The following is a 26552-nucleotide window of genomic DNA, read 5'->3' as shown; positions in this document are numbered from 1 at the left end:
ATGGACCAATGGGGGTTGCGGGAACGTTGCGGCGGAGTGACCGTGAAGGCATGCGTGCCTTAGGTCTACTCGCCGCCGTGTTGCTCTTCGTCACGGCCTGCGGGGCCGATCAGGGAGAGGCGCCGGGCGCGGCGCTGCCCCGCAACGACGGCGGGAACGCCAGCCAGCGCGGCGTGCACGTGCGCAACGCCTACCTGCTGAAAGGCGGTTCGCTGCACGCCGTGCTGATCAACTCCGGCGCGCGGGCCGACCGGCTCGTCCAGCTCACGATCACCTCCGGGAAGCTCGCCCTGCCGGCCCCGATCGAGTTGCCGCCCGCCGAGCCGGTCGGCGGGGACAGGGCGATCGCCACCGCCACCGGGCTGGAGGCGCGGGTGGGCTCGTGGGTTCCTGCGACCTTCCAGTTCCAGGAGGCGGGTACGGTCACCGTGCAGATCCCGGTCAAGGAATACCCGTAGGCTTCCGTAACAAGTAAAACCAAGGTACGGCCAAGATTTGGTCAAGATTTGTCACCGGGCATGGCGCTCATTCCGCATGAAAAAGGGCACAACTACACCGTTGGTCCGTTAAGCGGAGGTAAGCCCCGGTGATAACGGTACGGACCTGGGCCGCGGTCATGATCGCGGCTCTCCTGGCATCGGCCTGCGGCCAGCCGGCCTTCCACTACGTACGCGACAAGGGCGGCACGACCTATTTCAAGGTCCCCTCCTCCTTCGCCCAGCTCGACGCCTACCCCATCGAGCTCTACCTGAGCAGGCTCCACCCCGACTCCGAGGCCGCCAGGCTGCGCAAGGAGCGGGTGTGGTCCACCGCCTTCGACCGGGCGGGCGCGCCGACCCTCCAGCACCTGCTCAGCTCCGGCGACCCGTTCGTGTACTCCGCCGTCCACCAGCTCACCGTTCGCGAGCGCGACCGGGTCTCGCTCGACGGGCTGCGCGACTTCGTCTTCCCGGTGACGGAGCCGGCCAGGACCGCGTACGTCACCGACCGGCTCGGCAACGGGCAGATGCCGCTCTACGTCAGGTTCGAGCCGCTGCTCGACCGGGTCCTGACCCTGGACGGCGGCGCCAGGGGCGTGCGGCTCCGCTTCAACTACCAGATCGGGCCCGACGTCCAGACCTTCGACCAGACCGCGATCCTCGACGAGAGGGGCTCCACGGTCTCGGTGCTGATCGTCAGCTGCCGCTCGCTCTGCTTCAGGGAGCGCGGCGGCGAGATCGACCAGATCGCGCGATCCTTCAAGCTGCTCCGGCTGCCCGGATGAGTGAGCTCCAGTGACCACGACCACGCCCCACGGGGGCCTGCGCGCCACCCGGAAGACGATGCGGCTCCGGGATCGCGGCACGTTCCTGATCGGGCTGCTCGCCGCCTTCCTCATCCTGACCTGGAAGACGATGGCGGACTTCGAGGGGATCATCTCGTTCGGGGAGGCCATGCGGTACGTCGGCCGGGCCCATCCGTGGATCCTCTGGCTCCTGGCCGCCGAGACGGTACGGCAGGCGCACCTCCTGGCCGGCGAGCGTTCCTCCGGCTACCACCGATTCTGGAGCCAGAAGGTCTTCGGCGCCTCGGAACGCTGGTCGCACCGCCACTTCGGCGACTGGACCCGCTTCCGCGCCGCCAGGGCCGTCAAGATCGCCTTCTGGGTGTCGCTGGTCGCGCTGGTGCTCGGGGCGGTGCTGGACGTCAGCCCGTTCGTCGCCCCGTTCAGGGCTCCGGCGCTGGTCGGGCAGGCGCCGCAGGTCGTCTTCCCGATCTTCGTGCTCGCCGTCCTGGTCGCCGGGTCGTTCTGGTTCCTGTCGCGCGGCGGCGTGGAGACGTACCTGCCCGGCGAGGTCAAGACCCGCTTCTCCGACGTGTGGGGGCAAGACCACGTGGTCGAGCGGGTCAGGGAGGACCTGGTCTTGCTGGACAAGCCCGGCGCCATCGAGGAACGCGGCGGCTACGTGCCCGGCGGGCTGCTGCTCTGGGGGCCGCCGGGCACCGGCAAGACGCTGATGGCCGAGGCGGTGGCCGGGGAGAGCGGCAAGCCGTACGTGCTGGTGGATCCCGGCGCCTTCACCGGCACGTTCGTGGGCAGCCTCAAGGTGAAGGCGCTCTTCGGGAAGCTGCGCAAGCTCGCCCTGCGCCACGGCGGCGTGATCGTCTTCTTCGACGGGGCCGACTCCCTCGGCAGGCGCGAGCGCCCGGCCCGGCAGTGCCACAGCGGCTGCCACGGCCTGAACTACCTGTCGGAGGAGACCCGCTCCGTCCTCGCCTTCCGGGCGCGCCGCCCCGAACCGGACCCCGCCCACGGCTCCGGCACCCTGCGGGCGCTGCTCACCGAGCTGTCCGGCCTGAAGAAGCCGCGCGGCCTCTTCAACCGGCAGGTACGCCGCGTGCTGGGCATGCGGCCCAAGCCACCACCCAGGTACCGCATCCTCGTCATGATGGCCACCAGCCGCCCCGACGCGCTCGACGAGGCGCTGTTACGGCCCGGCCGCATCGACCGCGTCTACAAGGTCGGCCACCCGTCCAAGGCCGGGCGGGTGCGCACCTACCAGGGCTACTTCGACAAGGTCCGGCACGAGCTGACCCCCGGGCAGGTCGGCAAGCTGGCCACGATCACGCCCCACGCCACCGGCGCCACGATCAAGGACCTGGTCAACGAGTCGCTCATCACCGCCATCCGCGACGGCCGCGAGGTCATCACCTGGGCCGACGTGCTGCGGGCCCGGCGGCTCAAGCGGCTCGGGGCGCCGGAGGACGTCGCGTACATCGAGCGCGAACGGCACGCCGTCGCCGTCCACGAGGCCTGCCACGCCGTGGTGGCCCACCACACCCGCTCCCACCTGGAGATCGACATCGCCACGATCGAGAAGGGCGCCGGCCACCTCGGCATGGTCGCCTCGATCGGGCCGGAGGACCGGTTCACCCGGTGGAAGTCGGAGTACGAGGCGGACATCATGGTCTGCCTCGCCTCGCTGGCGGGGGAGCGGATGTTCTTCGCCGAGGACAGCTCCTCGGGGGTCTCCGGCGACCTGCGCACGGCCACGTTCCTGACCGCGCTCATGGAATCCTGCTGGGGGATGGGCTCCGGGGTCACCTCGCTGCCCGCGCTGCGGGAACTGGAGATCATGGGCGGCGCGTCGACGCCACACCCCGGGCAGAACGGGCAGATGCCGGACGTGCCGGGGGAGCGGATCGAGTCCGCCCTCGTGCGGCTGCTGGAGAAGACCGGGCGGCTGCTGCGGGAGCACCGGCGGCAGGTGCTGAGCGTCGCCCACGCGCTGGAGACACACCGCACGCTCAACGGGGACGACGTGGTGGCGATCATCGAGGGGCGGGCCGGGCCGTTGGTCGACGGGACCGTGTACGCCTCGGACGAGCTCCACGCCGAGCTGGAGGACTACCACCGGGAGGCGGCCAGGGCGCACCGCGAGCACGGCCGGGTCGGGCGGGCACTGCCCCGCTTGGTGGCGGAAGAGGTCATGGATCACCAGCCCGTCACCGGGCCGGCCGTGCCACTCCGGAACCCGACCCCGCCCGTCCATCCTGGGGTCGTGCCCTCATGGGGCAGGCCTGGTTCCGGCGGGCCTGCCGTACCGGCTGCCGGGGGTACGGCGCAGCCGGAGTTCGTGGCCTGGATACCCCCGCAGCAGGTCCGGCCGCAACACCCGCACCCCCATCAGGTCCGCCCACCGCAACCACACCCGCGGCGGCCCGTCGCGCCCGTCAACGAGCGCGTCCGGCCGGGGCTCGGCCGGGCGGTGCTGATCGCGGTCGGCAGCCTGGCCGGGCTGGTCACGGTGGCGGTGCTGGGCGCTCTGGTGGTCACCCGGTCGGGACCCACCACCGAGCTGGCCTCACCGGGACTGCTGGTGATCCTGTTCGTGGTCGTGGTGGCGCTGATCGTGGGCGCCTGCCTGGCGGTCATGGCCGTCAGGGGGCTGCGCGCCGCCCGCGCCAGGGCGGAGGGCGAGCGCGACCGGGCCCATGCCCGCGCCCAGCTCCTGGCCGCCGCCATGGACCCCGACACGGCGATGCGCCTGCTCGGCTACGACGGCGGACGAGCTGCCGGAGAAGGGTGACGCCAATCACGTAATGTGGTCGCTTCATTGCTTAGGGTGAAACTGGCCTGAGCAAGGAGTGATATGGGTCCTGGAATCATCCGCAGCCTGGTGCCCGCGCGCATGGACCGCCTGCCCTGGTCGCCGTTCCACACCCGGCTGGTGATCGCGCTCGGCGTCGCATGGACGCTGGACGGGCTGGAGATCACGATCGTCAGCAACGTCGCCGCGTTTCTGCAGCGCTCCGACACGCTGGGCCTGACCTCGGCACAGGTGGGCCTGTCGGCGACCGTGTACCTCATCGGCCAGGTCGTCGGCGCGCTGTTCTTCGGATGGTTGTCCGACCGGATGGGCAGGCGCAGGCTGTTCATCCTCACGCTGGCCGTCTACTTGATCGCCAGCGGCCTGACCGCCTTCTCCTGGGACCTCGGCAGCTTCCTCGTGCTGCGCTTCGTCGCCGGCACCGGCATCGGCGGCGAGTACGCCGCGGTCAACTCGGCGATCGACGAGATGATCCCCTCCAAGTACCGGGGCCACGTGGACCTGGCCATCAACGGCACCTACTGGCTCGGCGCGCTGCTGGCCACCTCGGCGACCTTCTTCCTGCTCAACCCGTCGGGCCCGCTCGACCCCGACTGGGCGTGGCGGCTCGGCTTCCTCATCGGCCCGGTGCTGGGCATCCTCATCTGGGGCCTGCGCAGGCACCTGCCGGAGAGCCCGCGCTGGCTGATGACCCACGGCCGCGAGGACGAGGCGGAGCGGGTGGTCGCCGCGATCGAGAAGGAGGTGGAGAGGGAGGACAAGCTCGTCCTGGAGCCGGTGCCGGAGAGCGCGGCCATCGAGGTGGTGCCGCGCAAGCGGTTGCCGCTGGTCGAAGTGGCCAGGACGCTCTTTCGCACCTACCCGGGACGCTCGTTCCTGAGCGCCACGCTGATGATCTGCCAGTCGTTCCTCTACAACGCGATCTTCTTCACGTACGCGCTGGTGCTCACCCACTTCTACGACGTCGAGGCGGGCGAGGTGCCCAAGTACATGTTCGCCTTCGCCCTCGGCAACCTGCTCGGCCCGATCGTGCTCGGCCGGTTGTTCGACACCGTGGGGCGCCGGCAGATGATCGCCGGCACCTACATCGTCTCGGGGTCGCTGCTGGCCTTCACCGGGTGGTTGTTCGAGCGCGGCGTGCTGACCGCGACCACGCAGACGCTCATGTGGTCGGTCATCTTCTTCATCGCCTCGGCGGCGGCCAGTTCGGCGTACCTGACGGTCAGCGAGATCTTCCCGATCGAGATGCGGGCGCAGGCGATCTCGCTGTTCTTCGCGATGGGCCAGATCGTGGGCTCCTTCGGCCCGGCCATCTTCGGCGCGCTCATCGGCGACCAGGCCCACCCGGAGCCGACCCGGCTGTTCTACGGCTACCTGTTCGCCGCCGGGATGATGATCTTCGCGGGCCTGGTGGAACTGCGCTTCGGGGTGAAGGCCGAGCGCGCCGCGCTGGAGACCATCGCCGAGCCGCTGAGCGCGATCGAGGCCAGGGCGCGGCGGCTCAAGAGCGAGGAGCCGTGAACCGGTCGTGGGAGCGGGCCGTCGTCAGGATATGAACCGCCTTCTCCCGCTGAAGGGCGTGTGCGTGCTTCTCGCCGCCCTCCCGCTCGCCGCCTGCCAGAGCGACCGGATCTGCACGCTCATCGGTACGCCCGTGGGCATCCAGGTGGACGTGGCGCCGCCGATCTCCGACCGGGTGGCGGCGGCCGAGATGGAGGTGTGCCAGGCGGGGACGTGCCGGCCGGCCAGGCTGGAGCTCTTCCGGGCCGACCGGGGCGGCCGGTTCGGCTTCGGCGACGTGGAAGGGCTGCGCAAGGAGCCGGCCGAGGTCTCGCTGAAGCTGACCGACGCCTCGGGAAAGCCGGTGGTGGAGCGGGATGTCCGGGTGATGCCGCGTGGCCGCTTCCCCAACGGGCCCGAGTGCGGCGAGGGCGGGCCGAACGCGAAGGTGCAGGTGGACGGCCGGGGCCTGCTGCGCGAAGTGCCCTGACGTCTTGACCGGACCACCCGGCACCCCACTAATTGGACTTATCAGCTAATAGTGGGGTGTGGGATGCCGGAGGTCGTGCGGATCAGCCTGCGGAACCGGTTGCGGGCGCTTTACACCTTCCAGGATGTGCTCGATCGCTTCGACATGATCGCCGATCGGTCGGCGGGAGCCGTACAGGTGCGCACGAGCCGGCGCGGCGGCTACGTCGTCGTGTGGGCGCCCGAGCACGTCGAGCGCGTCTTCGTCACCCACCAGCACCTCTACGCCAAGTCCGCGCAGTACCGGCTGCTCGCCGTCGTCACCGGCGACGGCCTGCTGACCAGCGAGGGCGAGCGGTGGGCCGCCCAGCGGCGGCTCATCCAGCCGATGTTCGCCAAGCGCCACCTGGGCCGCTTCGCCGAGCACATGACCGAGGCCGTCGCGGACTTCGCCAAGGAATGGGAGCAACTGCCGGACGGCGCCCGTGTGGACGCCGCCACCGCCATGAACCGGCTCACGCTCGACGTGGTCGGCCGGGCGCTGTTCGGCTCCGGCCTGTCGGAGCAGGCCGCGCGGCTGGGGCCCGTCCTCACCTCCGGGCTGCGCGCGGGCGTGCGCGCGACCCGCCTGCAGTTGCTCTTCCGCACGCCGCCGTGGCTGGTGGACGCCGCCCACGCCGTCGTACGGCGGGCGCCCAAGTGGATCCCCGGCATCCGGGGCCTGCACGACGTCCTGACCACCACCGACGAGGTGGTGGAGGCGGTCGTCGCGGCGCACCCCGGCGGCACCGACGACCTGCTCGGCCTGCTGCTCGCGGCGCCCATGGACCGCAGACAGGTCCGCGACGAGGTGATGACCTTCCTGCTGGCCGGGCACGAGACCACCGCCAACGGCCTGGCCTGGTTCTGGCACCTGCTCGCCCTGCACCCCGAGGCGCGCGCCCGCGTCGAGGCCGAGGTGGCCGAGGTGCTCGACGGCCGGGTGCCGACCGCCGAGGACGCCGACCGGCTCGTCTACACCGCCGCCGCCTTCCAGGAGGCCTTACGCCTCTATCCGCCGGCCTGGTCGATCGTGCGTACGGCGGTGGCCGACGACCACCTCGGCGATCTGCCGGTGCCCGCGGGCACGAACGTGGTCATCCCGGTCTACCTGGCCCACCGGGACCCGGGCGCCTGGCCGGATCCGGACCGGTTCGACCCGGAGCGGTTCCTGCCGGGGGCGGCGCCGCGCCGCTTCAGCTACCTGCCCTTCGGCGCCGGGCGGCGGATCTGCGTGGGGGCGGGGTTCGCGGTGATGGAGGCGACCCTGATCATCGCCATGCTGGTGCGGGACTTCCGGCTGGAGATGGAGGCGGGCACGGAGGTGCGGGCGGAGGCGACGGTGACACTCCGGCCGCGCGATGGGATTCCGATGAGACTGTACAAAGTGGTCTAATTCAATCGGATCCCGCGAAGATCGGAAGGACGCCCTTGACCCGGCTCCTCAGCGCGCAGGGGCTCATCCAGGCCGTCCTGCGCCGTACGAATCTGCTCATGGCCGGCAAACGCGTGGCGATCGTCGGCGACGCGCCGCCGGGCCTGGCCACGCGGCTGCGCGCGATGGGCGCCCACCCCGGCAGCCCCGTCGAAGAGGCCGACCTCATCTTCGGCGAGGGCGTGCAGGCCGTCGCGCTGAAGCCCGGCGCCGTGGTCGTGGGCAGCGTACGCTGCGGCGTCCTCGGCATGACACCGGCCAGGCAGGACGTGGACCGCGTCAACCTGGGCGGCGGCGACGCCGATGTCTATGTCGTGAGCGTCCCGTGCTGACCGAGATCGCCGATCCGGGGCTCTGGCCCGGCGGAGCCGACCGGATCGCGTGGGCGCGGCGCTTCATGCCCGTGCTCGGCGCGCTGTCGGGCGAGCTCGACCTGGACGGCTGGCGGGTCGGCCTGGTGCTCGTCCTGGAGCCCAAGACCGCGAATCTGGCCCTCGCGCTGCGTGAGGCCGGGGCCGAGGTGATCGTGCACTGCCCCGGCAGGGAGACCTCCGACGACGTGGCCGCCGCGCTGGTGCGCGCGGGCGTCCCGGTGCTGGCCAGGTCCGGCACGACGCGCGCCCAGGACGACGACCTGGCCCGCCGGATGCTCGACGCCGGGCTCGACGCTCTGGTCGACGACGGCTCCCGGGTGATCAGGCTGGCCCACGCCGAGGACCGGCTCGGCCCGCTCAGGGGCGCCGCGGAGGAGACCACGAGCGGCCTGCGGCCGTTGCGCGTCATGGCCGCAGACGGCAGCTTGCGGGTGCCGGTCCTCGCGGTCAACGACGCCCGCAGCAAGGTCCTGTTCGACAACGTGCACGGCACCGGGCAGTCGTGCGTCATGGCCGCGCTGGACCTCAGCGGGCTGGAGCTCGACGGGCTGACCTGCGTGATCGCCGGATACGGGCACGTCGGCCAGGGCGTGGCCCGCTACGCCGCGGCCTTGGGCGCGCAGGTCGTGGTCAGCGAGGTGGGCCCGTTCGCCGCGCTGCGCGCCCACCACGACGGCCTGCGCGTGCTGCCCCTGATCGACGCCTGCCCGGAGGCGGACCTGCTGTTCAGCGCCACCGGCGTCGCCGGCACGGTCACGTCCGGGCACCTCGCCGCGCTGAAGCCGGGCGCCTTCGTGGCGGTGGCCGGGGGAGTGGAGGACGAGGTGGAACGGCCGCCGGGCGGCCGCCCGGTACGCCCCGGCGTCACCGACCATGGCGGCTGGTACCTGCTGGCCGAGGGCGAGTGCGTCAACTGCGCCGCCGCCGAGGGCAACCCGATCGAGATCATGGACCTGTCCCTGTCGCTGCAGGCGCTGGCCGTCGGTCACTTGCTCGGGCGGCGCCTGCCCCCGGGCGTGCACCCGCTGCCCGACGAACTGGACGAGCGGGTGGCCAGGCTGAAACTGGACGCGCTGGGCGTACGGCTTGACCGGGCGACCGATCGGCAGCGCGCGTTCCTGGACCGTGGACTGTGATCGTCGACGTCCGCGACGCCACCGTCCGGTACCGCTCGACCGGGCAGCGCGTCCTGCACGGCGTGGACCTGGCCGTGGAGCGCGGCGACTTCGTGCTGGTCGCCGGGCCGTCAGGGTGTGGCAAGAGCACGCTGCTGCGGCTGCTCAACGGGCTGGTGCCGCACGCCTACCGCGCCGAGGTCACCGGGCGGGTGGAGATCGGCGGCCGGTCCGCGCTGGAGCAGTCGATCCGGCAGCTCTCCACCGTGGTCGGCACGCTGCTGCAGGACCCCGCCAAGCAGATCGTCGGCACCACGGTCGCCACCGAACTGGCCTTCGGCCCGGAGAACCTCGGCCTGCCCCGCGCCGAGATCCGCGCCAGGATCGACGAGGTGGCCGACCGCGTCGGCATCGCCCGCCTGCTGGCCCGGCCCACCCACGAGCTGAGCGGCGGCGAGCTGCAGATGGTGGCGTTCGCGGGCGTGCTGGTGATGCGCCCGGACGTCGTGGTCGTGGACGAGCCGCTGGCCAACCTGGACCCCGACGCCGGCCGCCGCCTGCTGGGCGCGTTACGCCGCTTCGTCGACGACGGCGGCGCGGCCGTGGTGGTGGAGCACCGGGTGGAGGAACTGCTGGAGTTCGGCCCGGCCAAGGCGCTCTACATGGAGGAGGGCCGTACCCGCTACTCGGGCGACATTTCGGGATTCCTGCGTCAGGCACCGGTGGCGCACGTCAAACTCCCCTTCGAGACCCTCGTGGCCCGCGCCGCCGAACTGCCCAGCCTTCCCGAGCCGGCCCGCCCGGCCCGCACCGGCCCCTCCCGCCTCGCCTACAAGAACGTCTCGCTCGGGTACGGCTCCCGCACCGTCCTGCACGACACCGACCTCGACCTGAAGGCCGACGAACGGGTCGCCATCCTCGGCCGCAACGGCGCCGGCAAGTCGACCCTGCTGCGCGCCGCCGTACGCCTGCTCGAACCCACCGGCGGCGAGATCCTCGTGGACGGCGAGCCCGTCGGCGAACGCGACACGCTCAGCCTCGCCACGACCTTCGGCTACGTCTTCCAGAACCCCGGCCAGGCGCTCTTCTCCGCCACCGTGGAGGAGGAACTGGCCTTCGGCCCCCGCAACCTCGGGCAGAACCCCGAGCAGATCGCCGAGGTCTCCCGCGAGGCACTGGCCACCATGCTGCTCGACCGCGAGCCCGGCATCATGTCCCGCCCGCCGCACACGCTCTCGCACGGCCAGCAGCGCCGCCTGACCGTGGCGCTCGCGCTGGCCATGCGCCCCAGGACGCTCGTGCTCGACGAGCCGACCGCCGGGCAGGACCTGCGCACCACGACCACGTTCATGGACCGCGTGCTCGCCGGCATGCAGAGCGTCTACTTCATCACCCACGACGTGGACCTGGCGATCACCCGCGCCGACCGCATCGTCATCGTGGACGGCGGCCGCGTCGTCGCCGACGCCTCACCGGCCGAGCTGGCCCACGACGAGCGGTTGTGGACCGGCAGCGGCCTGCGCGAGACCAGCCTGGTCCGCGCCATCCGCGACCTGCTACCCGGGAAAGGAGCGATACCGCACCCGTTCGAGCTGGCCAGATCTGGAAGGACTCACCTGCCATGACATCCCCCGACGCCTTACCCGTCCGCACCTCGCTGTGGGAGATCAACTCCCGCGTGGTCGTCTTCGCCGCCGTCGGCGCCGCCCTGTACGCGGTGCTGGGCCTGATCAGCTTCACCATTCCCGGCACCCAGAACGTCGACATCCGCCCCGCCTTCGCGCTCGTGCCGTTCATCGGCATGCGGTTCGGCCCGATCGCCGGATTCTTCACCGGCCTGGTCGGCAACATGGTCATCGACCAGATCAAGGGCTACGGCGCGCTGTTCTACTGGAACTGGAGCCTGGCCAACGCGCTGACCGGACTGCTGGCCGGCATCCTGTTCGCCCTGCTCGTGGCGCGCGCCGGCGCCTCCAAGGAGATGCTGCGCCTGGTCCTGGTGGGCGCCATCGCGTGGATCTCGATGCTCATCGGGTTCGCCACGACCTTCACCGACATGTGGCTGCAGGACCTCACCTTCGGCGGCTGGGCCTCCTTCGCGTTCGGCCCGCTGCTGCTCAGCAACACGCTGGTCGCCCTCATTCTGGTGCCCGCGCTCGACGCGATCTGGGAACCGATCTCCAAGCGCATGGGCAGGTAACCGCGTGGACGTCACGCCACGGTATCTGGGAGGCGAGTCCTTCCTGGGCCGGCGGGACCCGCGCGTGCTCCTGCTGGTCCCGGTCTGCTTCCTCGTGGCGGTGGCGCGCGTGAGCGACCTGCGTCTCATGCTGCTCTGCGCCCTCGTGGCCCTGGCCTACTACCGTGCGGCGGGCATCCCGTGGCACGCGGTCAGGGCCAACTGGGCTCTCGTCCTGACGCTGATGACGCTGACCGTGCTGGTCAACAGCGTCTTCACCGACGCCCTGCAGATCGAGGCGACCAAGCAGGCGCCGCCGTTGTTCGACATGCCGGTCACCGGGAATCCGGTCAGCCTGGCGACGCTGTCGTACTCGCTGACGCTTCTGATCAGGTTCGTGGCGATGGCGATGGTGGGCTTTCCCGTGGCGTTCTGCATCGCGCCGGGCGACCTCGGGGTCAGCTTCGCCCGGTTGCGGGTCTCGCAGCGACTGGCGTTCGGGGTGGACCTGACGTTCCGGTTCCTGCCGTCCACGGCGGCGACCATGCAGCAGATCATCGACGCGCAGCGGGTACGCGGCTACACCCACCCGCGCACGAATAATCCGATAAAGCGGCTAATATCCCTCAAACCGGTCGTGATCCCCCTGACCGTGAACTCGCTCATCGACGCGGAGGACACCTCGAACGCCATGGACCTGCGCGGCTTCGGCGCCAAGCACCGCACATGGATGCGCGAGCTGGCCTTCGACCGGGCCGACTACCTGCTCCTCGGCGCGTTCGCCGCCTTCGCGCTGGCACTGCTGGCGTACAAGATCATCGGCACGGACGTCGTATGGGTCCCGTAGTCCACGGCGCGCCGCTCGTCCTCACCATGGCCGGCCCGCCCATCGTGGACGGCACGGTCACGGTCGAGCACGGCCGCGTCGTCGAGGTCGGGCGGGGCAGGGCCGAGGTGCGCTGGCCGGGCGTCCTGGTCGCCGGGCTGGTCAACGCCCACACGCACCTGCAGTACACCTGCATGGCCGAGGTCGGGCGGCGCGTCTACGACTCCTTCGAGCACTGGTCCGAAGTCTTCAACCAGGCCTACTTCAAGGGCGGCGAGGGCAGCTGGGACCCCGCGCTCAGGACCGGCGCCTGGGACTGGGCCGCCGCCGCGGCCGAGGGCGCCTGGCAGTGCCTGCGCTCGGGAACCACCGCCGCGGCCGACATCGTGACCGATCCGGAGGCGTTCGTGGACACGCCGCTGGGCGGCCTGGCGTACCTGGAGATCATCGGCGACACCGACGCGAGCTGGCACGAGGACGGGCGCGAGCGCTTCCTCAAGACGCTCGGCGGGCGCCGCGCGGGCATCTCGCCGCACTCGCCCTACACGCTCGACACCGGCGTGCTCGCCGACGCCGCCCTGCTCGCCCGCGAGCGCGGCACCCGCATCCACATCCACCTGGCCGAGTCCGCGCACGAACGCGAGTACACGATGGCAGGCACCGGGCCGCTGGCCGAGCTGGTGCGCCAGTGGTCCGCGCCGTTCGCGCTGCTGGAGGGCGGCTCGGGCCTGGCGCCGGCCGCCTACCTCGACAGCCTCGGGGTACTCGGCCCGGACTGCCACCTCGCCCACGGCGTCCACCTCGGCCCCGACGACCGCGCGCTGCTGCGCGAGCGCGGCACCGCGATCGCGCTGTGCCCCCGCTCCAACCGCACCCTCGGGCTCGACGGCCCCGACGTGGCCGCGCTGCTGCGCGAGGGCAACCCCATCGCCGTCGGCACCGACTCCCTGTCGTCCTCGCCGTCACTCGACCTGCTCGCCGACGTCGCCGCGCTCAAGCACCTCGCCGTACGGCAGGGCTACCACCACCCCGACCTCGACCGGCGGCTCATCGAGGCCGCGACACTCGGCGGCGCCCACGCCCTCGGCATGCGGGACGAGATCGGCGTCCTGCGGCCGGGCGCGCGCGCCGACTTCGCCGTCTTCGACATCGAGCTCCGCGACCTCCGCGACCCCTACGCCGGCCTGGTGGAGCACGGTTCTGGACGGTGCGTGGCCACAGTTGTGGGCGGCACGAAACTTTGGGCCCTTTAGGGGCGTCCGAGCAGGTGCTAGCGTCCCGGGACGATGGCATCGCAGAGCCTGCGCTTCAAGCTGTACTCCCTCCTCAGCCTGCCGATCGTGGCGCTCGTCGCACTGTGGACCTTCGTCGCCGGTCACGTGGTCGGAGACTTCTTCGAGCTGCGCCGGGCCACCACCGCGTTCGAGAAGATCAGCGCCCCCGCGGCGGCGCTGGTCACCGAGCTGCAGCATGAGCGCAAGTCGGCGGCGATGTTCCTGTCCTCGCCGCCGCCCGACGGCAGCCTGCTCGTCTCCGCGCGCAAGCGCACCAACGCGGCGGCGGCCGCGTTCCGCACGCTGTCGGCCTCCGAGGAGGCGCAGACCATCACCACGCCCGAGCTGCGCAACGCCATCGACGCCGTGCTGCGCAAGATCGGCGGCCTCGACGCGGTGCGCAGGGAGGTCGACGACCGCACCACCAGCCGCCTGTCGGTCGTCCAGGCCTACGGCGAGGCCACCGACGAGGTCTACCGCCTCTACGACCAGGCCGTCACCGTGCCCGACATCAAGCTCTACCAGCAGGCCGCCGGGCTTCAGCGCATCGCCCACGCCCGCGACCTCATGTCGCGCGAGGACGCGCTGATCTCCGGGGCGACGCTGGCCGGGCGGATCACCAGGGAGGAGTACGAGGCGGTCGAGGTGCTCTCACCCAACAGGAGACTTCTGCTCGAAGATGGCGTGGCCGCCCTGGAAGCCGAGTTACGCGCGCCGTACGACCTGTTGATGGCCTCTCCCGAGCACCAGAGGATCTCCGAGATCGAGCGCGAGATCATCGAGACCGCGCGGCTGCCGCGCGTGCGCAACTCCTGGCAGGCCGCCGCCGACAGCTTCGGCGCCACCCTCGACCGGCTGCTGGTCAGCCGCTCGGAACTGCTGAACGCGCGCGCCGAGGCCGCCGCCGGCGAGATCGTCGTGCGGATCGTCGTGGTGGGCTTCCTCGGCCTGGTCTCCATCATCGCGGCCGTCATGTGGTCGGCCCGCCTCGGCCGCCGCCTGGCCACCGAGCTCGACACCCTGCGCGACGCCGCCGCGGAACTGGCCGACGAACGGCTGCCGCGCGTGGTGGAGAGGCTGCGCGGCGGCGAGGACGTGGACGTCGACGTCGAGGCACCGCCCATCCCCACCGACGGCGCCACCCAGGAGATCCGCGACGTCGCCCACGCCTTCGCCGGAGTGCGCCGCACCGCGGTCGAGGCGGCCGTCGGCCAGGCCGCGCTGCGCAAGGGCCTGGGCCGCGTCTTCCGCAACATGGCCCGGCGCAACCAGGCGCTGGTGCACCGCCAGCTCGTCCAGCTCGACGTGATCAGGCGGCAGATCACCGAGCCGGAGACGCTCCAGGACCTGTTCACGCTCGACCGGCTCACCACCCGCATGCGCCGCCAGTCCGAGGGCCTGCTCATCCTGTCGGGCGGCTCGCCGGGACCCGCCAACGGCGACCCGGTCCCGCTGGCCGACGTGGTGCGCGACGCCATCTCCGAGGTCGAGGCCTACACCAGGGTGAACGCCCCGCCCATCCCCGACGCCTTCCTCGACGGCGCCGCCGCCACCGACGTCACGCACCTGCTGACCGAACTGGTCGCCAACGCCACCGCCTTCTCCCCGCCGACCACCACCGTCCAGGTGTACGGGCAGGTCGTCGGCAGGGGCTTCGCCATCGAGGTGGAGGACCGCGGGCTCGGCCTGCCCGACACCATCCGCGAGGAGGTCAACTCCCGGCTGGCCGACCCGCCGGAGTTCGACCTGGCCGACAGCGAACGGCTCGGCCTGCTCGTGGTCGGGCTCCTCGCCCGCCGCCACGCCATCAAGGTCACCCTCAGCAAGTCGGCTTACGGAGGTATCACCGCAGTCGTCCTGCTTCCACAGTCGCTCATCGTCTCCGGATTAACACGGCGTTCACATTCGGGCAAAAACCGGGAAACGGCAGCCTGGCAGCCTCGGCGTGGCTGAGTAAAACCCCGAAAGGACCTCCGTGAGCTACAAGGCTGAGTACATCTGGATCGACGGCACCGAGCCCACGGCTCTGCTCCGCGCCAAGACCAAGATCCTTGCCGACGGCGCAGAGCCGCCGGTGTGGGGTTTCGACGGCTCCAGCACCAACCAGGCCGAGGGCCACGCTTCCGACCGGGTGCTCCGCCCCGTGTTCACCTGCCCGGACCCGATCCGCGGCGGTGACAACGTACTGGTCCTGTGTGAGGTCGAGGAGATCGACGGCGAGGCCCACCGGAGCAACACCCGCGCCCTCCTGCGTCCGATCGCCGAGCAGTTCGCCGACCAGGAGTCGTGGTTCGGCATCGAGCAGGAGTACACCTTCTTCAAGGGCTCGCGCCCGCTCGGCTTCCCCGAGGGCGGCTTTCCCGCGCCCCAGGGCCACTACTACTGCGGCGTGGGCGCCGAGGCCGTCTTCGGCCGCGAGATCGTCGAGCTCCACCTCGACCGCTGCCTCGTCGCCGGCCTGAAGATCTCCGGCATCAACGCCGAGGTCATGCCGGGACAGTGGGAGTTCCAGGTTGGCCCGGCGAGCCCGCTCGAGGTCGCCGACCACCTGTGGGTCGCCCGCTACCTGCTCTACCGCACCGCCGAGGAGTTCGGCGTGGAGGCCACCCTCGACGCCAAGCCCGCCCGCGGCGACTGGAACGGCGCCGGCGCGCACACCAACTTCTCCACCAAGGCCATGCGCGAGGGCTACGACGCCATCATCACCGCCTGCGAGGCGCTCGGCGAGGGCGACAAGCCGGTCGAGCACGTCCGCCAGTACGGCGCCGACATCGAGTCCCGCCTGACCGGCGCGCACGAGACCGCCCCGTGGAACAAGTACTCCTACGGCGTCTCCAACCGCGGTGCCTCTGTGCGCATCCCGTGGCAGGTCGAGAAGGACCGCAAGGGCTACATCGAGGACCGCCGCCCCAACGCCAACGTCGACCCGTACGTGGTGACCCGTCTGCTGGTCAACACCTGCTGCGCCGCCCTGGAGAAGGCCGGCCAGGTCTGACGGCACGCTCTCCGGAGGAACGCGGGCACCCCCGATCGGGACCCGCGTTCCTCCTTTTCACGTCAGGCGCGACTGGTAGACCCTGCGGGCCTCCGCCACCAGCCCGCCCCTGTCCTTGACGAGTTCCTCCAGCAGGTCCAGCCAGCGCAGGCAGAACGTCACGTCCTCTTCTCTCGCCACCCTGCGGCGCTCCACGTCCAGGTAGACCGGGCTCGAATGCGCCCGCACCAGGCCGCCGCCCTCCGCCACCGCCACCACGTACGTCGGCCAGTCCACGCGTAACTCGGCCGACACCTCGTTCGGCGGGCCCGAGGCCAGTTCGCCGTCGGCGGTCAGCAGCCGCACCCGCTGCACGCCGGGGCCGATCACCCGCGCCACCGCCCGCACCCGGGTGCCCGCCTGCAGATCGATCGTGGCGCCCGGACGCTCGCCCTCCACCGACAGCTCCAGGAAAGGGCCCGTCGTGGCGAAGGTACGGCTGTGCCGTACCGCGTGGGCGTAGGACTCGGCGGTGAGCGGGCCGTCCACGTGGGCGTAGGTGCGCTCGCCCCCGATCGGGCCGAGGCGTCCCGCGGTGCCGGCGACCGCGGCCACCCGGTTGCCGGCCCCGATCAGCCGCCGGTAGGCCCGGTCGGAGCCGATCGCCGAGGAGAAGCTGTCGACCAGCCCCAGTGCCGCGTCCACGACGGACATGCGGGCGTCGTAGATCGGGTAGCCGCCGTCGAACAACTGCTCCGGCGTCTCGACCGGGCCGCGGAAGGCGTTGGCGTACCCGATCAGCGCGCCCCGCTCGCGCAGCTTGTCCACCGAGCCCGACGGGACGCTCGGCGCGTCCTGCGCCAGCCCCACCCGGGCCACGTGGGTGGCGTCCGACCAGGGCAGGTTGCGGCCGGCCCAGAGGTCTTCGGTGTCGCCGTCGCCCGCGAGCAGGTTGACGACGTGCAGGTCCTCGCCGTGTTGTGAGTCGGCCACCCACTGGGGCGGGCGGTTGAGCCTTACGTGCAGGTCGCCGCCGTACCAGCCGCGGGCGGCGGCGTCGTAGATGCGCGGCGGGGCCAGCTCCACCAGCGTCTCGCCCGCGCCGGGGGTGAGCGTGGTCTCGGCGTGGCCGTACTCCATTCCGCGCGCCGCCCTGACGGTGAGCCGGCTCGACGGCACCTCCAGCACGACGTCGTCGCCGTGGAAGTACGGCAGGCCGTCGATGTCCCTGGCCGGTGAGGTGCCGTGCGGGTACCAGCCCCGGCCGTCGGCCGTCCAGACGCTCCACCGGCATGGGAAGCCGGCGCGCAGGCGGAGGGTCTGCTGGGCGGCGAGTAGTGTCAGATCGTCACGCATCGGCTTCTCCCCGTAATCGAAGGCGCCGTTATCGTGCCACGACCCTGACTCGCCGGAAAGCCCGCCCATTCCCGGCGGAGTGGCTTTCTTACTCCGAGGTAGAAGGATCTAGAGCCGGGGTGGTGGTTCGTATTTGGGCAGATCCGCGCGTTTCCCATGAAGGTGGGCAATCAGCGCACGCTGCGTTTCCGGGTTGCCGCGCCGGTCCGACTCCAGGTCCCGGATCGCCACCTCGATCAGCCCGCGGGTACGCGGCGGCGCCTCCTGGAACGCCTGCTCCAGGGCATGGTCGTACGCCGTCCTCGCCGCCTCGTCGTCGCCCTCGGCCCAGGCCAGCAGCCCCAGGTCGAACAGCAGGAAGCCCGGCCGGTCCGGCTTGACCGCCTGATACTGCTGGTAGTAGTCAAGCGACTCCTGGTAACGGCCCAGCCGGTACAGGCACCACCCCCTGGTCGACAGGTGGTCGGGATCGTACGGGCTGAGCGCGTCGAGCACCGCCTCGTAGCACGCGGCCGCCCGCTCCCGCTCGCCCAGCGAGAAGAGCGTGTCACCCTGTCCCGCCAGCGCCCCGGTGGAGCCCGCGTCCAGCGCCAGCGCCCGGTCGTAGGCGGCCAGCGCCGCGTCCAGGTCGGGCGTCTCCCGGTAGCGGTAGGCCCAGGCCAGCATCTCCTCGCAGTAGGCGGTCACCTGCCGGCCGGGCGCGGTCGCCTCCAGGCCAGCCTCGATCGCCAGGTCCCACGCGGCCACGTACGACAGCGTGATCGACAGCTCCGCCCAGATCCAGGCGGCGTCGGGCTCCAGCTCCACCGCCCGGGTGAGGTTTCTGATGGCCGACAGCGGGTCCCTGGCGGTGCGCTGGATGGAGCCGAGCACGTAGAGCCGCTCGGCGTTGCCCGGCGCCAGCTCCACCGCCCGGCCCGCGGCCTCCAGCGCGGCCTCGTAGCGCCCCGTGGCCGCCTCCAGCCAGGCCTGCGCCGAATGGATCTCCGGGTCTTCGGGCCAGACCCGGACCGCCTGGTTGAGCACCTCCCTGGCCTCGTCCAGGCGGCCGTCGTACTGCAGCGCCTCGGAGTAGTGCACGACCACCTGGGGATCGGCCTCCCTGCTGACCACGGTGCCGGTCATGGCGTGGCCGCGCAGCAGCCGCACCGCCTCCTCGCCCCTGCCCAGGCGTTGCAGGGTGTTGCGGAGCATGACCAGGGCCAGCAGGTCGACCGGCTCGGCCGGGTGGCGCAGTTCCGCCGCCTCGCGCAGGTCGGTCTCCGCCTCCGCGTAGCGGCCCTGGGCGAACTTGGCGGCGCCGCGTACCGACAGCAGCCACCTGCTGTCGTCGGACTGGGGGATGGCCCGGGTGGCGTGGGCGATGGCGTCGTCCAGGTCGCCGGTCATGCGGTAGACCTCGGCCAGCGTGCCGCGCGCCCACGACAGCTCCGGGTCGATCTCGATCGCGCGTTCCAGGTCGGCTCTGGCCTCGGACAGCCGCTGGAGTGTGTAGTAGAGCTGGCCCCGCGAGCCGATCGCGAAGGCGGACGGCTGCAGCCGTACGGCCTGCTCGGCCAGCTCCAGGCCCTCCTCGGGGCGGCGCGTCATGCGCAGCACCTCGGCCAGGTCGAGCAGCGGGTCCGAGGCCCCTGGCCACAGCTCGATCGCCCTGCGCAGGTGCGGCTCGGCCTCCTCGAAGCGGCCCAGCGCCAGCAGTGCGTTGCCGAGCCTGGCCCGCGCGAACGGATAGTCCTCGTTGAGCTCGACGGCCTTGGCCAGCTCGCGCTCGGCTTCCTCGCGCCGGTCGGCCAGCCCCAGCTCGACGCCGAGGTGGGCGTGGAGGTCGGCGTAGCCGGGCGCGAGTTCGATGCCCGCGCGGAAGGCGGCCACCGCCGCCTCGCGCTCCTCCAGCCTGCTGTAGGCCAGGCCCAGCAGGCGGTGGTCCTCGGCGTCGCGCGGCTGCATGCGGGTGATGTGCCTGGCCACGTCGCGGGCGTCCTTCGCCTGCTCCTGCACGCTGAGGATCTCGCTGTAGGCCCAGCGCAGCGGGATGTCGTCGGGGGTGCGCTCGATGGCCTGCTCGACCGACTCCCTGAGGTCGGTGACGTCGGCGACGGGGAGCTCCGGCAGCCAGAACTCGGTCAGCTTCGTCAGCGCCCGCGGGTCGAGCGGGTCGATCTCCAGTGCCCTGCGGAAGGCGGCGTCGGCCTCCGGGACACGTTTCAGCCCGTGCAGGATCTTGCCGCGGGCGGCGTGCGCGGCGGCGTCCTCCGGGTCCAGCTCCAGCGAGCGGTCCAGCAGCCGCAGCGCCTGCGCCGGGTCGTCGGCCTCGGCGACCTGGGCCTGCGCGCGCAGGGTCCACGCGTTCTCGAAGCCCACGCTCGCGGCCCGGTCGAGGTCCCGCCTGGCGCCGGGCAGGTCCATCAGCCGCCTGCGCAGGTCGCCGCGTACGGCCAGCATCCAGCCGTCGTCCGGGTCCAGTTCCAGGGCGTGGTCGAGCAGCGGCGCGGCCTCCTCCAGCAGGCCCAGATCGAGGCGGGCGACGGCCAGGTGACGCAGCACGACCGGCTCGTCGGGCATGAGCGAGGCCGCCGTGCCGAGGGTCAGCTCGGCCTCCCGCACCCGGCCGACGCCGAACAGCGCGATGCCCTCCACGATCAGCGCCCTGGGGTCGTCGGGCAGGTCGGCCCGGATGGCGCGGACCAGGTCCAGCGCCCGGTCCATGTCGCCGGTGCCGAGCAGGATCTGGGCGGCGGCGAAGCGGACGACGTGGTCGTCCTCGGCGCCGAGTGCGGCGTCCACGTGCTCGCGCGCCTGGGGACGGCGGCGCGCCCTGGCGCAGGCGTCGGCGGCGTCCAGGTGAAGCGCCGCGCCCGGCCGGCGGCGGGCGGCCTCGGTCGCCGCGTCGGCCGCGCTCTCGTCGTCGCCGATGCTCTGGAAGGCGATGGACAGCCACTCCGGGATGTCCGGGTCGTCGCGGTCGGCCCGCAGCAGCGCCTCGATCGCCTCCTCGTGGCGGTCGGCCGCCAGCAGCGCGCCGCCCAGGTCGCGCCAGGCCGCGGAGGTGAGCTTGCCCAGCCGCTCGGCCAGGCCGAGCCGGAGCCTGGACAGCCTGACGTCGCCCTCCCACCGGGCGCAGGCGCGGTCGGCGAGGTCGAGCGCGGCATACGGGTCGCCGGTCTCGGCCAGGAGCACTTGTGCGTAGGCGGTGTAGGGGCTCTCGGCGTCGCCCCCCTCGGCCACGATCCGCGCCGCCTCCTCGCGGCGGCCGGTGTGCAGCATCGCCAAGGCGTACAGAGGTGGTGAGAACGACGGCGGCGAGAGCTTCAGCGCCCTGGCGAACAGGTCGCCGGAGGCCGCGTGGTCGCCGGACTCGCGCGCCAGCATGCCGCGGGCGATCAGCACGAGCCCGAGCAGGCCGTTCAGCTCCGTGTGCCAGTGCGCGGAGCGGGCCTTGAGCGCGGCGTGCAGCGTGTCCTCCAGGGCGGCGGCGCGCTCGGCCAGGCCGCCGGAGTGCTCCAGCCACAGGCCGGCCAGCAGCCAGCCCACCTGCTGCGACAGGTCGCCGGTGTCGGGGACCAGGTCGGCGCGCCGGCGGTTACGCCAGAGCTCGGCCATCGCCACGTGGTGTGACGTCATCATGTTCCCCTGGGGGTTCGGGTGGTGAGCGGGCGGCCGCCGCTCCTGGCATCCGGGGAGCGGCCCGTGCCGTCGTGCTTGAGGTGGTGCATGAGCCGGCCGGCGATCACGTTCGTGTGGAGGGGGTCCCGATGCCTGGCCACCCAGCCCGCGTTGAGGAGGATCACCACCCGGTCGACGGGGGTCAGGGGCGGCAGGGTGTCCCCGAGGAGGAGGTGGTCGGCACATGTTTGCACGTCAGCCCAGTTCCTGGCGGAAAAGCCGCGCAAGCGGTCCCGGTGCAGGGCGGTGTGGAGGTGACGGCAGAAGTCCGGATCGAGGACGGGTTCCGGGGGGACGCCGAGCTGCCGCAGCAGGTCCGTCCAGAAGTCCTCGAGCTGGTCCACCTCCTCGGCGAAGGCGTCCTGGCCGTCGGCGGGGCCGGCCAGCCGCAGCATGGACAGGATCATCTGCGCTCTGAGGGTGTCCGGCGGCAGGTTCGAGGCCGAGGGCGCGCTCGGATGCAGGCGGAAGGTGAACATGGCGCGGGCGTAGGCGGGGCCCAGCATGAAGGCGGCCAGCGCGTCCTCGGCCAGCCGGGCCGCGTACGGCGTCGGCGGCCGGGCGAGCAGTTCGTTGAGCATCCTGGCCTTGTCGGCGGCGTGCTTGACGACGCTGGCCCCCGCCTCCCTGGCCGCCAGCGGGACGCCCCAGATGTTCCAGTCGGGGAAGCCGAGCTTGATGACCGCGCGCATGCTGAAGGCCGGTGTCCGCGAGGGCAGGGACAGAGCCTGGTGCGGGCCGAGCATCCGGGTGAGCAGGTGGTCGGTCACCGTGCACACGCTGTCCTCCACGGCGCTGTCGCGCATGGCCAGGCCCGCGACGAACTCGACGTAGTTGTCGTAGACCGGCTCGGCCTCCTTCTTGACGAACTCGGCGTACCCGCGCCACAACTCGGGCAGGTCGGCGCCGTCGGAGTCGAGCCGGTCGCGCAGTTTCTCCGCCTCGAAGCGCAGGTTCCCGGTGGCGGCCCGCAGGTCCTCCTCCAGCACGGTCTGCTTCTCCAGCTCCACCATCCGGTCGCTGAGCGGCTCGATCGTCTCGCGGATCCTGGCGACGCCGTCCTCGACCGCCCGGATGTGGCCGTCCAGGTCGGTGATGCTGGTCGTCAGCGGCCGGTTGCCGAGGTCGCCGAGCCGTCCCTTGCCCGGCCTGGCCAGTTCCTGCTTGATCGGGGCGGCGTTGCTGGCGAGCTCGCCGACGGCGTTCTCGGCCTCCTGGAGCGCGTCCATCACCTCGCGCATGTGCTCGCGCTTGCGGATCGCGTCGGTCACCGCGCCGCTGATCCGGTCCAGGTCGGCCAGCAGGCAGTCGAGCCTGATCATCAGGATGAGCTTGCCGTCCACGTCAGCCGCCCCGGGCGAGCATGGCCAGGGCGCGGGCGCCGGTCTCCCCGGTGGCCCTGCCGTCGAGGCGCAGGCGCCAGACGGCGTTGAGCACGTGGGCCGGGGTGATGCCGGGGCTCCGGGGTTCCTCGCCGGTCAGCGCGCGCTCGGCCGCGCCGACCATGCCGCCGGGTTCGTACCGGGCGCGGGGCAGGTGACGCTCCAGCAGGTCGAAGACGGCCGCGGCGGGAAGGGGGGACCGGTGCTCCGGTTCGGCGTTCCCGTTCTCGCCGGTGAGCGCCGTCCAGGCCGGTGCGATCATGGTCTCGACGGCGCGGGCGTACGTCCTGCCGTGCTTGTCCGACATCGCCATGAGCATCTCGGTCATCGTGTGCACGCGTATCCGCCACGACGGGTGGGACGGGCCGGTCAGGTCCATCTCCTCCGGGTCGATGCGCAGGCGCACGCATGACAGCGGGTAGGCGGGGCCGAGGGCGTAGGTGGCGTAGCAGTCGGCGATCAGCTCTTCGCGGTGCCGGCTGTCGGCCCGTTCCAGCAGGGGCCGCTCGTCCTTGTCCCGTACGTGGCCCACCTCGCGGATGACGTAGTGGCCGAGTTCGTGCGCGAGGACCGGGAGGTGCCAGGCGTCGGGGGAGGGCGGCAGCCGGAGCATGTCGGAGGTTCTGGTGTACGACTCCGAGCGCGCGCACGCGGCGATCGCCACGTGGGCGGGGACGCCCGCGCGCTCGCACAGGAAGCTCACCAGCGCCTCGGCGGCGCCCCCGTCGTCGCCGAGCGCGTACCGGCGCAGCAGGACGGCCTGCGCGTAGTCGAGGGCCTCGACCCGCAGCCGCTCGGTCTTCTCCCGCAGGTGGCGCAGGTGGGCCCAGTCGCGCACCTCCCGCAGTTCGAGGATCAGGTCGTCGGCGTGGTGCCTGATGGAGCGGGCGGTCGCGGTGCCGGGCTCTGACCGGAGGGCCAGGCCGGCGGCCTGGTCGAGGGCGTCGATCTCGGCGCTGACGTGGTCATCGATCATGCGGTGGCGTCCTCGACCACGGTACGCACCCCGCGTACGGCCACCGGCAGGGACCACGCGTCGGCGTAGTCGGCGGCCAGCACGAGCACCACGCCGAGCAGGAGCGCGGCCACCGCGCCCGCGGCCAGTGGCGTGGCCAGCCACGCGACCAGGCCGGTGCTGACCGTGATTGCGATCGCGAGAACGTCCATGTGCCTGCCGAAGCGGTCGCCGAGCTCGGCCAGGTCGGCGCGGGCGCCGTCGAGCCTGGCACGGTCCAGGGCGTCGCGGGCGAGCCGCTCGTCGAGCGCGGATCTGACGCCGTCGGTCCCGAGCAGCGCGGACACCAGGAGGGGGCCCGCCGCCTTGTCCTGGTCCAGGCCGTCGGCCAGCCGGGAGACGGCCGCGTTGACCCGGTCGAGGGCGGCGGCGGGGATGAGGCGGTGCAGGGCGGTGAGCGCCTTGTGCAGGGTGCGGGCGGCGAGTTTGGTGAGGGTGCCGGTGAGCGCGCCGATGCCGAGCTTGTCGAGGATCTCCCGGGCGGTGGTGGTGACCGTGCTCACGACGGGAATCTTGGCGAGGGCGGCGCCCGCCACGCCGGCCGAGCGTTCGTGGATGCGGTCCAGGCAGGTGGCGGCCTCCTGGCGGAGGGTGGCGATCGCGGTGGGCAGGTCGGGGGAGGCGTTCGTGGCGGCCTCGAAGCCGAAGTGGTCCGGGGGTTTCAGCGCCGTGGCCAGCCGCCCGAGAGAGTCCCCGGCCACCCGCAACCGCCCTAACTCACCACCCGCCCCACCCCCGCCGCCACCGACACCGCCTGCGCCTCCGCCGTCGCGGGTCCCGGCTCCTCCGCCGTCCAGGGTCGCGCCTCCGCTGCCATCGGCCGCGCCTCCGCCTCCGCCTTCTCCTGTGTTGGTCTCGCCGAGACCGGCTGCGGCGGAGATCAGGGCTTGGGACAGGGCCAGGTCGCGTACGGCCTCGGCGAGCAGGTCGTCCGGGTCCGGGGCCGGGGTGTGCGAGCCGGGGCGGGGTGCTTCGAAGCCGTACTCGCCGCTTTCGCCCAGGGCGGCGCGGGCCTGTTCGGCGAGGCGGTCGCGGGCGTAGCCGGCCCGGCGTTCGTTGCCCGCGGTCAGCGCGGCATGGAGCTCACCGACCGTGTCCTGCAGGGATCGTGCCGACCGCGCGAGGCCGTCGAGGTGCTGTCGTGAGCCCACTGTGCATCCCTCCGGAGCAACATTGTGAGGCTCCGGAGGGAATGTTGCCTAGGGGAGGCGGAAGTCCAGGTCAGGAGTGATATCTGCCACGTCCATCTGGGCCTTTTGCAGACGTCCGGAATGGTCCCAGTTCATGGCCTGCCAGCGGGTGAACTGGTCAAGCACCCACATACCGGACTGGCGGCTGCCGTTGCCCGACTTGCCGTTGCCGCCGAACGGCAGGTGCGCCTCGGCGCCGCTGGTGGAGTTGTTGACGCTGACCATGCCGGCCGAGACGCCCTCGCGGAAGCGGAAGGCGTTCTTCGCGTCGGTGGTGTAGATGGAGCTCGACAGGCCGTAGCCGGGCAGGTTGGCCAGCTCGATGGCCTCGTCCATGGTCTGGAAGGTGGTCACGCCGACGATCGGGCCGAACGTCTCCTCCAGGAACAGCCGGTCGCCGGGACGCACGCCGTCGACCACCACCGGGTGGTAGTAGAGCCCGCCCTCGCCGGTGAACTCGTGGTGCGGGCTCTCCTTGCTGATCTTTCCGGTGTCGCCGGTCACGACCTCGTGGTGCGGCTGGATCCAGGTCAGGAACTCCTCGTAGCGGACCGCGAACTTCTCATCCAGCAGCGGCCCGGCCAGCACGTCGCCCATCGGCTCGCCGATCTTGGCGTTGGAGACGGCGCGGGCGAAGCGCTCGACGAACTCGTCGTGGACGCTCTCGTGCACGATGACGGTGCCGAGGCTGGTGCAGCGCTGGCCGGCCGTACCGAAGCCGCCGAACAGCGCGCCCTCCACGGCCAGGGCGAGGTCGGCGTCCGGCATGACCACCATCGGGTTCTTGCCGCCGAGTTCGAGGCAGGCCGACTGCAGGTGGCGCCCGGTCAGCTCGCCGATCTTCCTCCCCACTTCGGACGAGCCGGTGAAGCCGACCTTCTGCACGGTGCCCTCGGTCAGGGCGAGGTCCAGGCCCTCGAAGGTCTCCTTGCCGTCGGCGAAGACGATGTTGAGCACGCCTTCGGGCAGGCCGGAGGCGGCGAACAGCCGGTACATCGCGTGCGCGGAGGCGGCGGCGTACTCGGCGGGCTTCCACACCACCGCGTTGCCGCACAGCAGCGCCGGCACCAGATACCACGAGGGCACCGCGACGGGGAAGTTCCCGGCGGTGATCACCGCGGCCACGCCGACCGGGTTGCGGAAGGTGAACAGGTTCTTGTCCGGCATCTCCGACGGCACGGTCTGCCCGTACAGCCTGCGCCCCTCGCCCAGGAAGAAGTCGCAGGTGTCGACGATCTCCCGCACCTCGCCCAGCGACTCCTTGTACGGCTTGCCGATCTCCTCGGTCACCAGCCGCGCCAGCGCCTCCGCGTTGGCCTCCACCAGCCGCCCGATCGAGGCGATCACCCGCCCGCGCACCGGCGCCGGCACCTTGGCCCACTCGCGCTGCGCCTCCTTGGCGGTACGGCAGGCGGCCGCGAAGGCGGCGGCGTCCGCGAGGCCCACCGTGGCCACGACCTCGCCGGTGCGCGCCGGGTTGCCCGAGCTGTAGGTGCTGGTGGCGGGGACGTCCTTACCCCCGACAATGGAGACAATCTGACGGGTCACCGATGACCTCCTCGTAGTTCCTCCGCAAAGACAATCATCCTGCCGCACATTTTCCCAAGCCCTGGCGAACGTCCGGCGATGTCCTGGTTCGTATTACTGCGAAGGCGAATCTCTGGACCTGTC

Annotated in this window: 20 protein-coding genes; 14 read left to right on the top strand and 6 right to left on the bottom strand. The window is 71.9% G+C overall.

Translation table 11 applies throughout. The features are described 5' to 3' along the window. The first annotated feature begins 77 nt into the window (after positions 1-77). The 14 genes from ACIBKY_RS16030 (at position 78) to glnII (ending at position 16296) form a co-directional block, all read left to right on the top strand. Positions 78-458: a hypothetical protein gene (locus tag ACIBKY_RS16030; protein WP_397097408.1), complete on the top strand. Its 381-nt coding sequence runs from the start codon at positions 78-80 to the stop codon at positions 456-458. A 128-nt stretch (positions 459-586) separates the two neighbouring features. Then, positions 587-1264 (top strand): hypothetical protein, encoded by a 678-nt coding sequence (locus ACIBKY_RS16025; protein WP_397097407.1) that lies wholly within the window; start codon positions 587-589, stop codon positions 1262-1264. A gap of 10 nt (positions 1265-1274) precedes the next feature. Beyond that, the gene (locus ACIBKY_RS16020) at positions 1275-4070 is read left to right on the top strand and encodes an AAA family ATPase (protein WP_397097406.1); all 2796 of its coding nucleotides are present in this window, start codon (positions 1275-1277) and stop codon (positions 4068-4070) included. A gap of 63 nt (positions 4071-4133) precedes the next feature. Beyond that, the gene (locus tag ACIBKY_RS16015) at positions 4134-5612 is read left to right on the top strand and encodes an MFS transporter (RefSeq protein WP_397097405.1); all 1479 of its coding nucleotides are present in this window, start codon (positions 4134-4136) and stop codon (positions 5610-5612) included. Between the two features lie 31 nt (positions 5613-5643). Then, positions 5644-6081 carry a hypothetical protein gene (locus ACIBKY_RS16010; RefSeq protein ID WP_397097404.1) on the top strand — a complete coding sequence of 146 codons (438 nt, stop codon included), beginning with the start codon at positions 5644-5646 and terminating at the stop codon, positions 6079-6081. Positions 6082-6144: 63 nt separating this feature from the next. Further along, positions 6145-7494, top strand: a complete 1350-nt coding sequence (locus ACIBKY_RS16005) for a cytochrome P450 (protein ID WP_397097403.1) — start codon at positions 6145-6147, stop codon at positions 7492-7494. A gap of 35 nt (positions 7495-7529) precedes the next feature. Then, positions 7530-7865: a hypothetical protein gene (locus ACIBKY_RS16000; protein WP_397097402.1), complete on the top strand. Its 336-nt coding sequence runs from the start codon at positions 7530-7532 to the stop codon at positions 7863-7865. After that, complete coding sequence (locus ACIBKY_RS15995) at positions 7859-9043, top strand: adenosylhomocysteinase (RefSeq protein ID WP_397097401.1); 1185 nt, start codon at positions 7859-7861, stop codon at positions 9041-9043. Before ACIBKY_RS16000 ends, ACIBKY_RS15995 begins: the two co-directional genes overlap by 7 nt. Then, positions 9040-10647: an ABC transporter ATP-binding protein gene (locus tag ACIBKY_RS15990; protein ID WP_397097400.1), complete on the top strand. Its 1608-nt coding sequence runs from the start codon at positions 9040-9042 to the stop codon at positions 10645-10647. Before ACIBKY_RS15995 ends, ACIBKY_RS15990 begins: the two co-directional genes overlap by 4 nt. Then, positions 10644-11222 (top strand): ECF transporter S component, encoded by a 579-nt coding sequence (locus ACIBKY_RS15985; protein WP_397097399.1) that lies wholly within the window; start codon positions 10644-10646, stop codon positions 11220-11222. Before ACIBKY_RS15990 ends, ACIBKY_RS15985 begins: the two co-directional genes overlap by 4 nt. Before the next feature lie 4 nt (positions 11223-11226). Then, the gene (locus tag ACIBKY_RS15980; protein WP_397097398.1) at positions 11227-12048 is read left to right on the top strand and encodes an energy-coupling factor transporter transmembrane component T family protein; all 822 of its coding nucleotides are present in this window, start codon (positions 11227-11229) and stop codon (positions 12046-12048) included. Beyond that, the gene (locus ACIBKY_RS15975; protein WP_397097397.1) at positions 12036-13280 is read left to right on the top strand and encodes an amidohydrolase family protein; all 1245 of its coding nucleotides are present in this window, start codon (positions 12036-12038) and stop codon (positions 13278-13280) included. Before ACIBKY_RS15980 ends, ACIBKY_RS15975 begins: the two co-directional genes overlap by 13 nt. A 33-nt stretch (positions 13281-13313) precedes the next feature. Next, positions 13314-15254, top strand: a complete 1941-nt coding sequence (locus ACIBKY_RS15970; RefSeq protein WP_397097396.1) for a nitrate- and nitrite sensing domain-containing protein — start codon at positions 13314-13316, stop codon at positions 15252-15254. Positions 15255-15276: 22 nt separating this feature from the next. After that, on the top strand, positions 15277-16296 hold the full coding sequence (gene glnII / locus ACIBKY_RS15965; protein WP_397097395.1) for a glutamine synthetase: 1020 nt from the start codon (positions 15277-15279) through the stop codon (positions 16294-16296). 57 nt (positions 16297-16353) lie between these two features. Here the strand turns inward: glnII and ACIBKY_RS15960 are convergent, their stop codons facing one another. The 6 genes from ACIBKY_RS15960 to ACIBKY_RS15935 form a co-directional block, all read right to left on the bottom strand. Then, a complete protein-coding gene (locus ACIBKY_RS15960) occupies positions 16354-17631 on the bottom strand; it encodes a CehA/McbA family metallohydrolase (protein ID WP_397097394.1) in 1278 nt (425 codons plus the stop codon). Positions 17632-17739: 108 nt separating this feature from the next. Continuing rightward, positions 17740-21255, bottom strand: coding sequence for a tetratricopeptide repeat protein (locus tag ACIBKY_RS15955; RefSeq protein ID WP_397097393.1), 3516 nt, complete (start codon positions 21253-21255; stop codon positions 17740-17742). Continuing rightward, on the bottom strand, positions 21252-22637 hold the full coding sequence (locus ACIBKY_RS15950) for a hypothetical protein (RefSeq protein ID WP_397097392.1): 1386 nt from the start codon (positions 22635-22637) through the stop codon (positions 21252-21254). Before ACIBKY_RS15950 ends, ACIBKY_RS15955 begins: the two co-directional genes overlap by 4 nt. 1 nt (position 22638) lies before the next feature. Continuing rightward, a complete protein-coding gene (locus ACIBKY_RS15945) occupies positions 22639-23652 on the bottom strand; it encodes a hypothetical protein (RefSeq protein WP_397097391.1) in 1014 nt (337 codons plus the stop codon). Then, positions 23649-24842 (bottom strand): hypothetical protein, encoded by a 1194-nt coding sequence (locus ACIBKY_RS15940; RefSeq protein ID WP_397097390.1) that lies wholly within the window; start codon positions 24840-24842, stop codon positions 23649-23651. The genes ACIBKY_RS15945 and ACIBKY_RS15940 overlap by 4 nt, the downstream gene beginning before the upstream one ends. A 48-nt stretch (positions 24843-24890) precedes the next feature. Then, complete coding sequence (locus tag ACIBKY_RS15935; protein WP_397097389.1) at positions 24891-26429, bottom strand: aldehyde dehydrogenase family protein; 1539 nt, start codon at positions 26427-26429, stop codon at positions 24891-24893. Between the last annotated feature and the right edge of the window lie 123 nt (positions 26430-26552).

Source organism: Nonomuraea sp. NPDC050394 (assembly GCF_044459065.1).
Taxonomy (GTDB): Bacteria; Actinomycetota; Actinomycetes; order Streptosporangiales; family Streptosporangiaceae; genus Nonomuraea.
The sequence above is the reverse complement of the archived record's forward strand: the minus strand, read 5'-3'. Positions and strand labels throughout refer to the sequence as shown.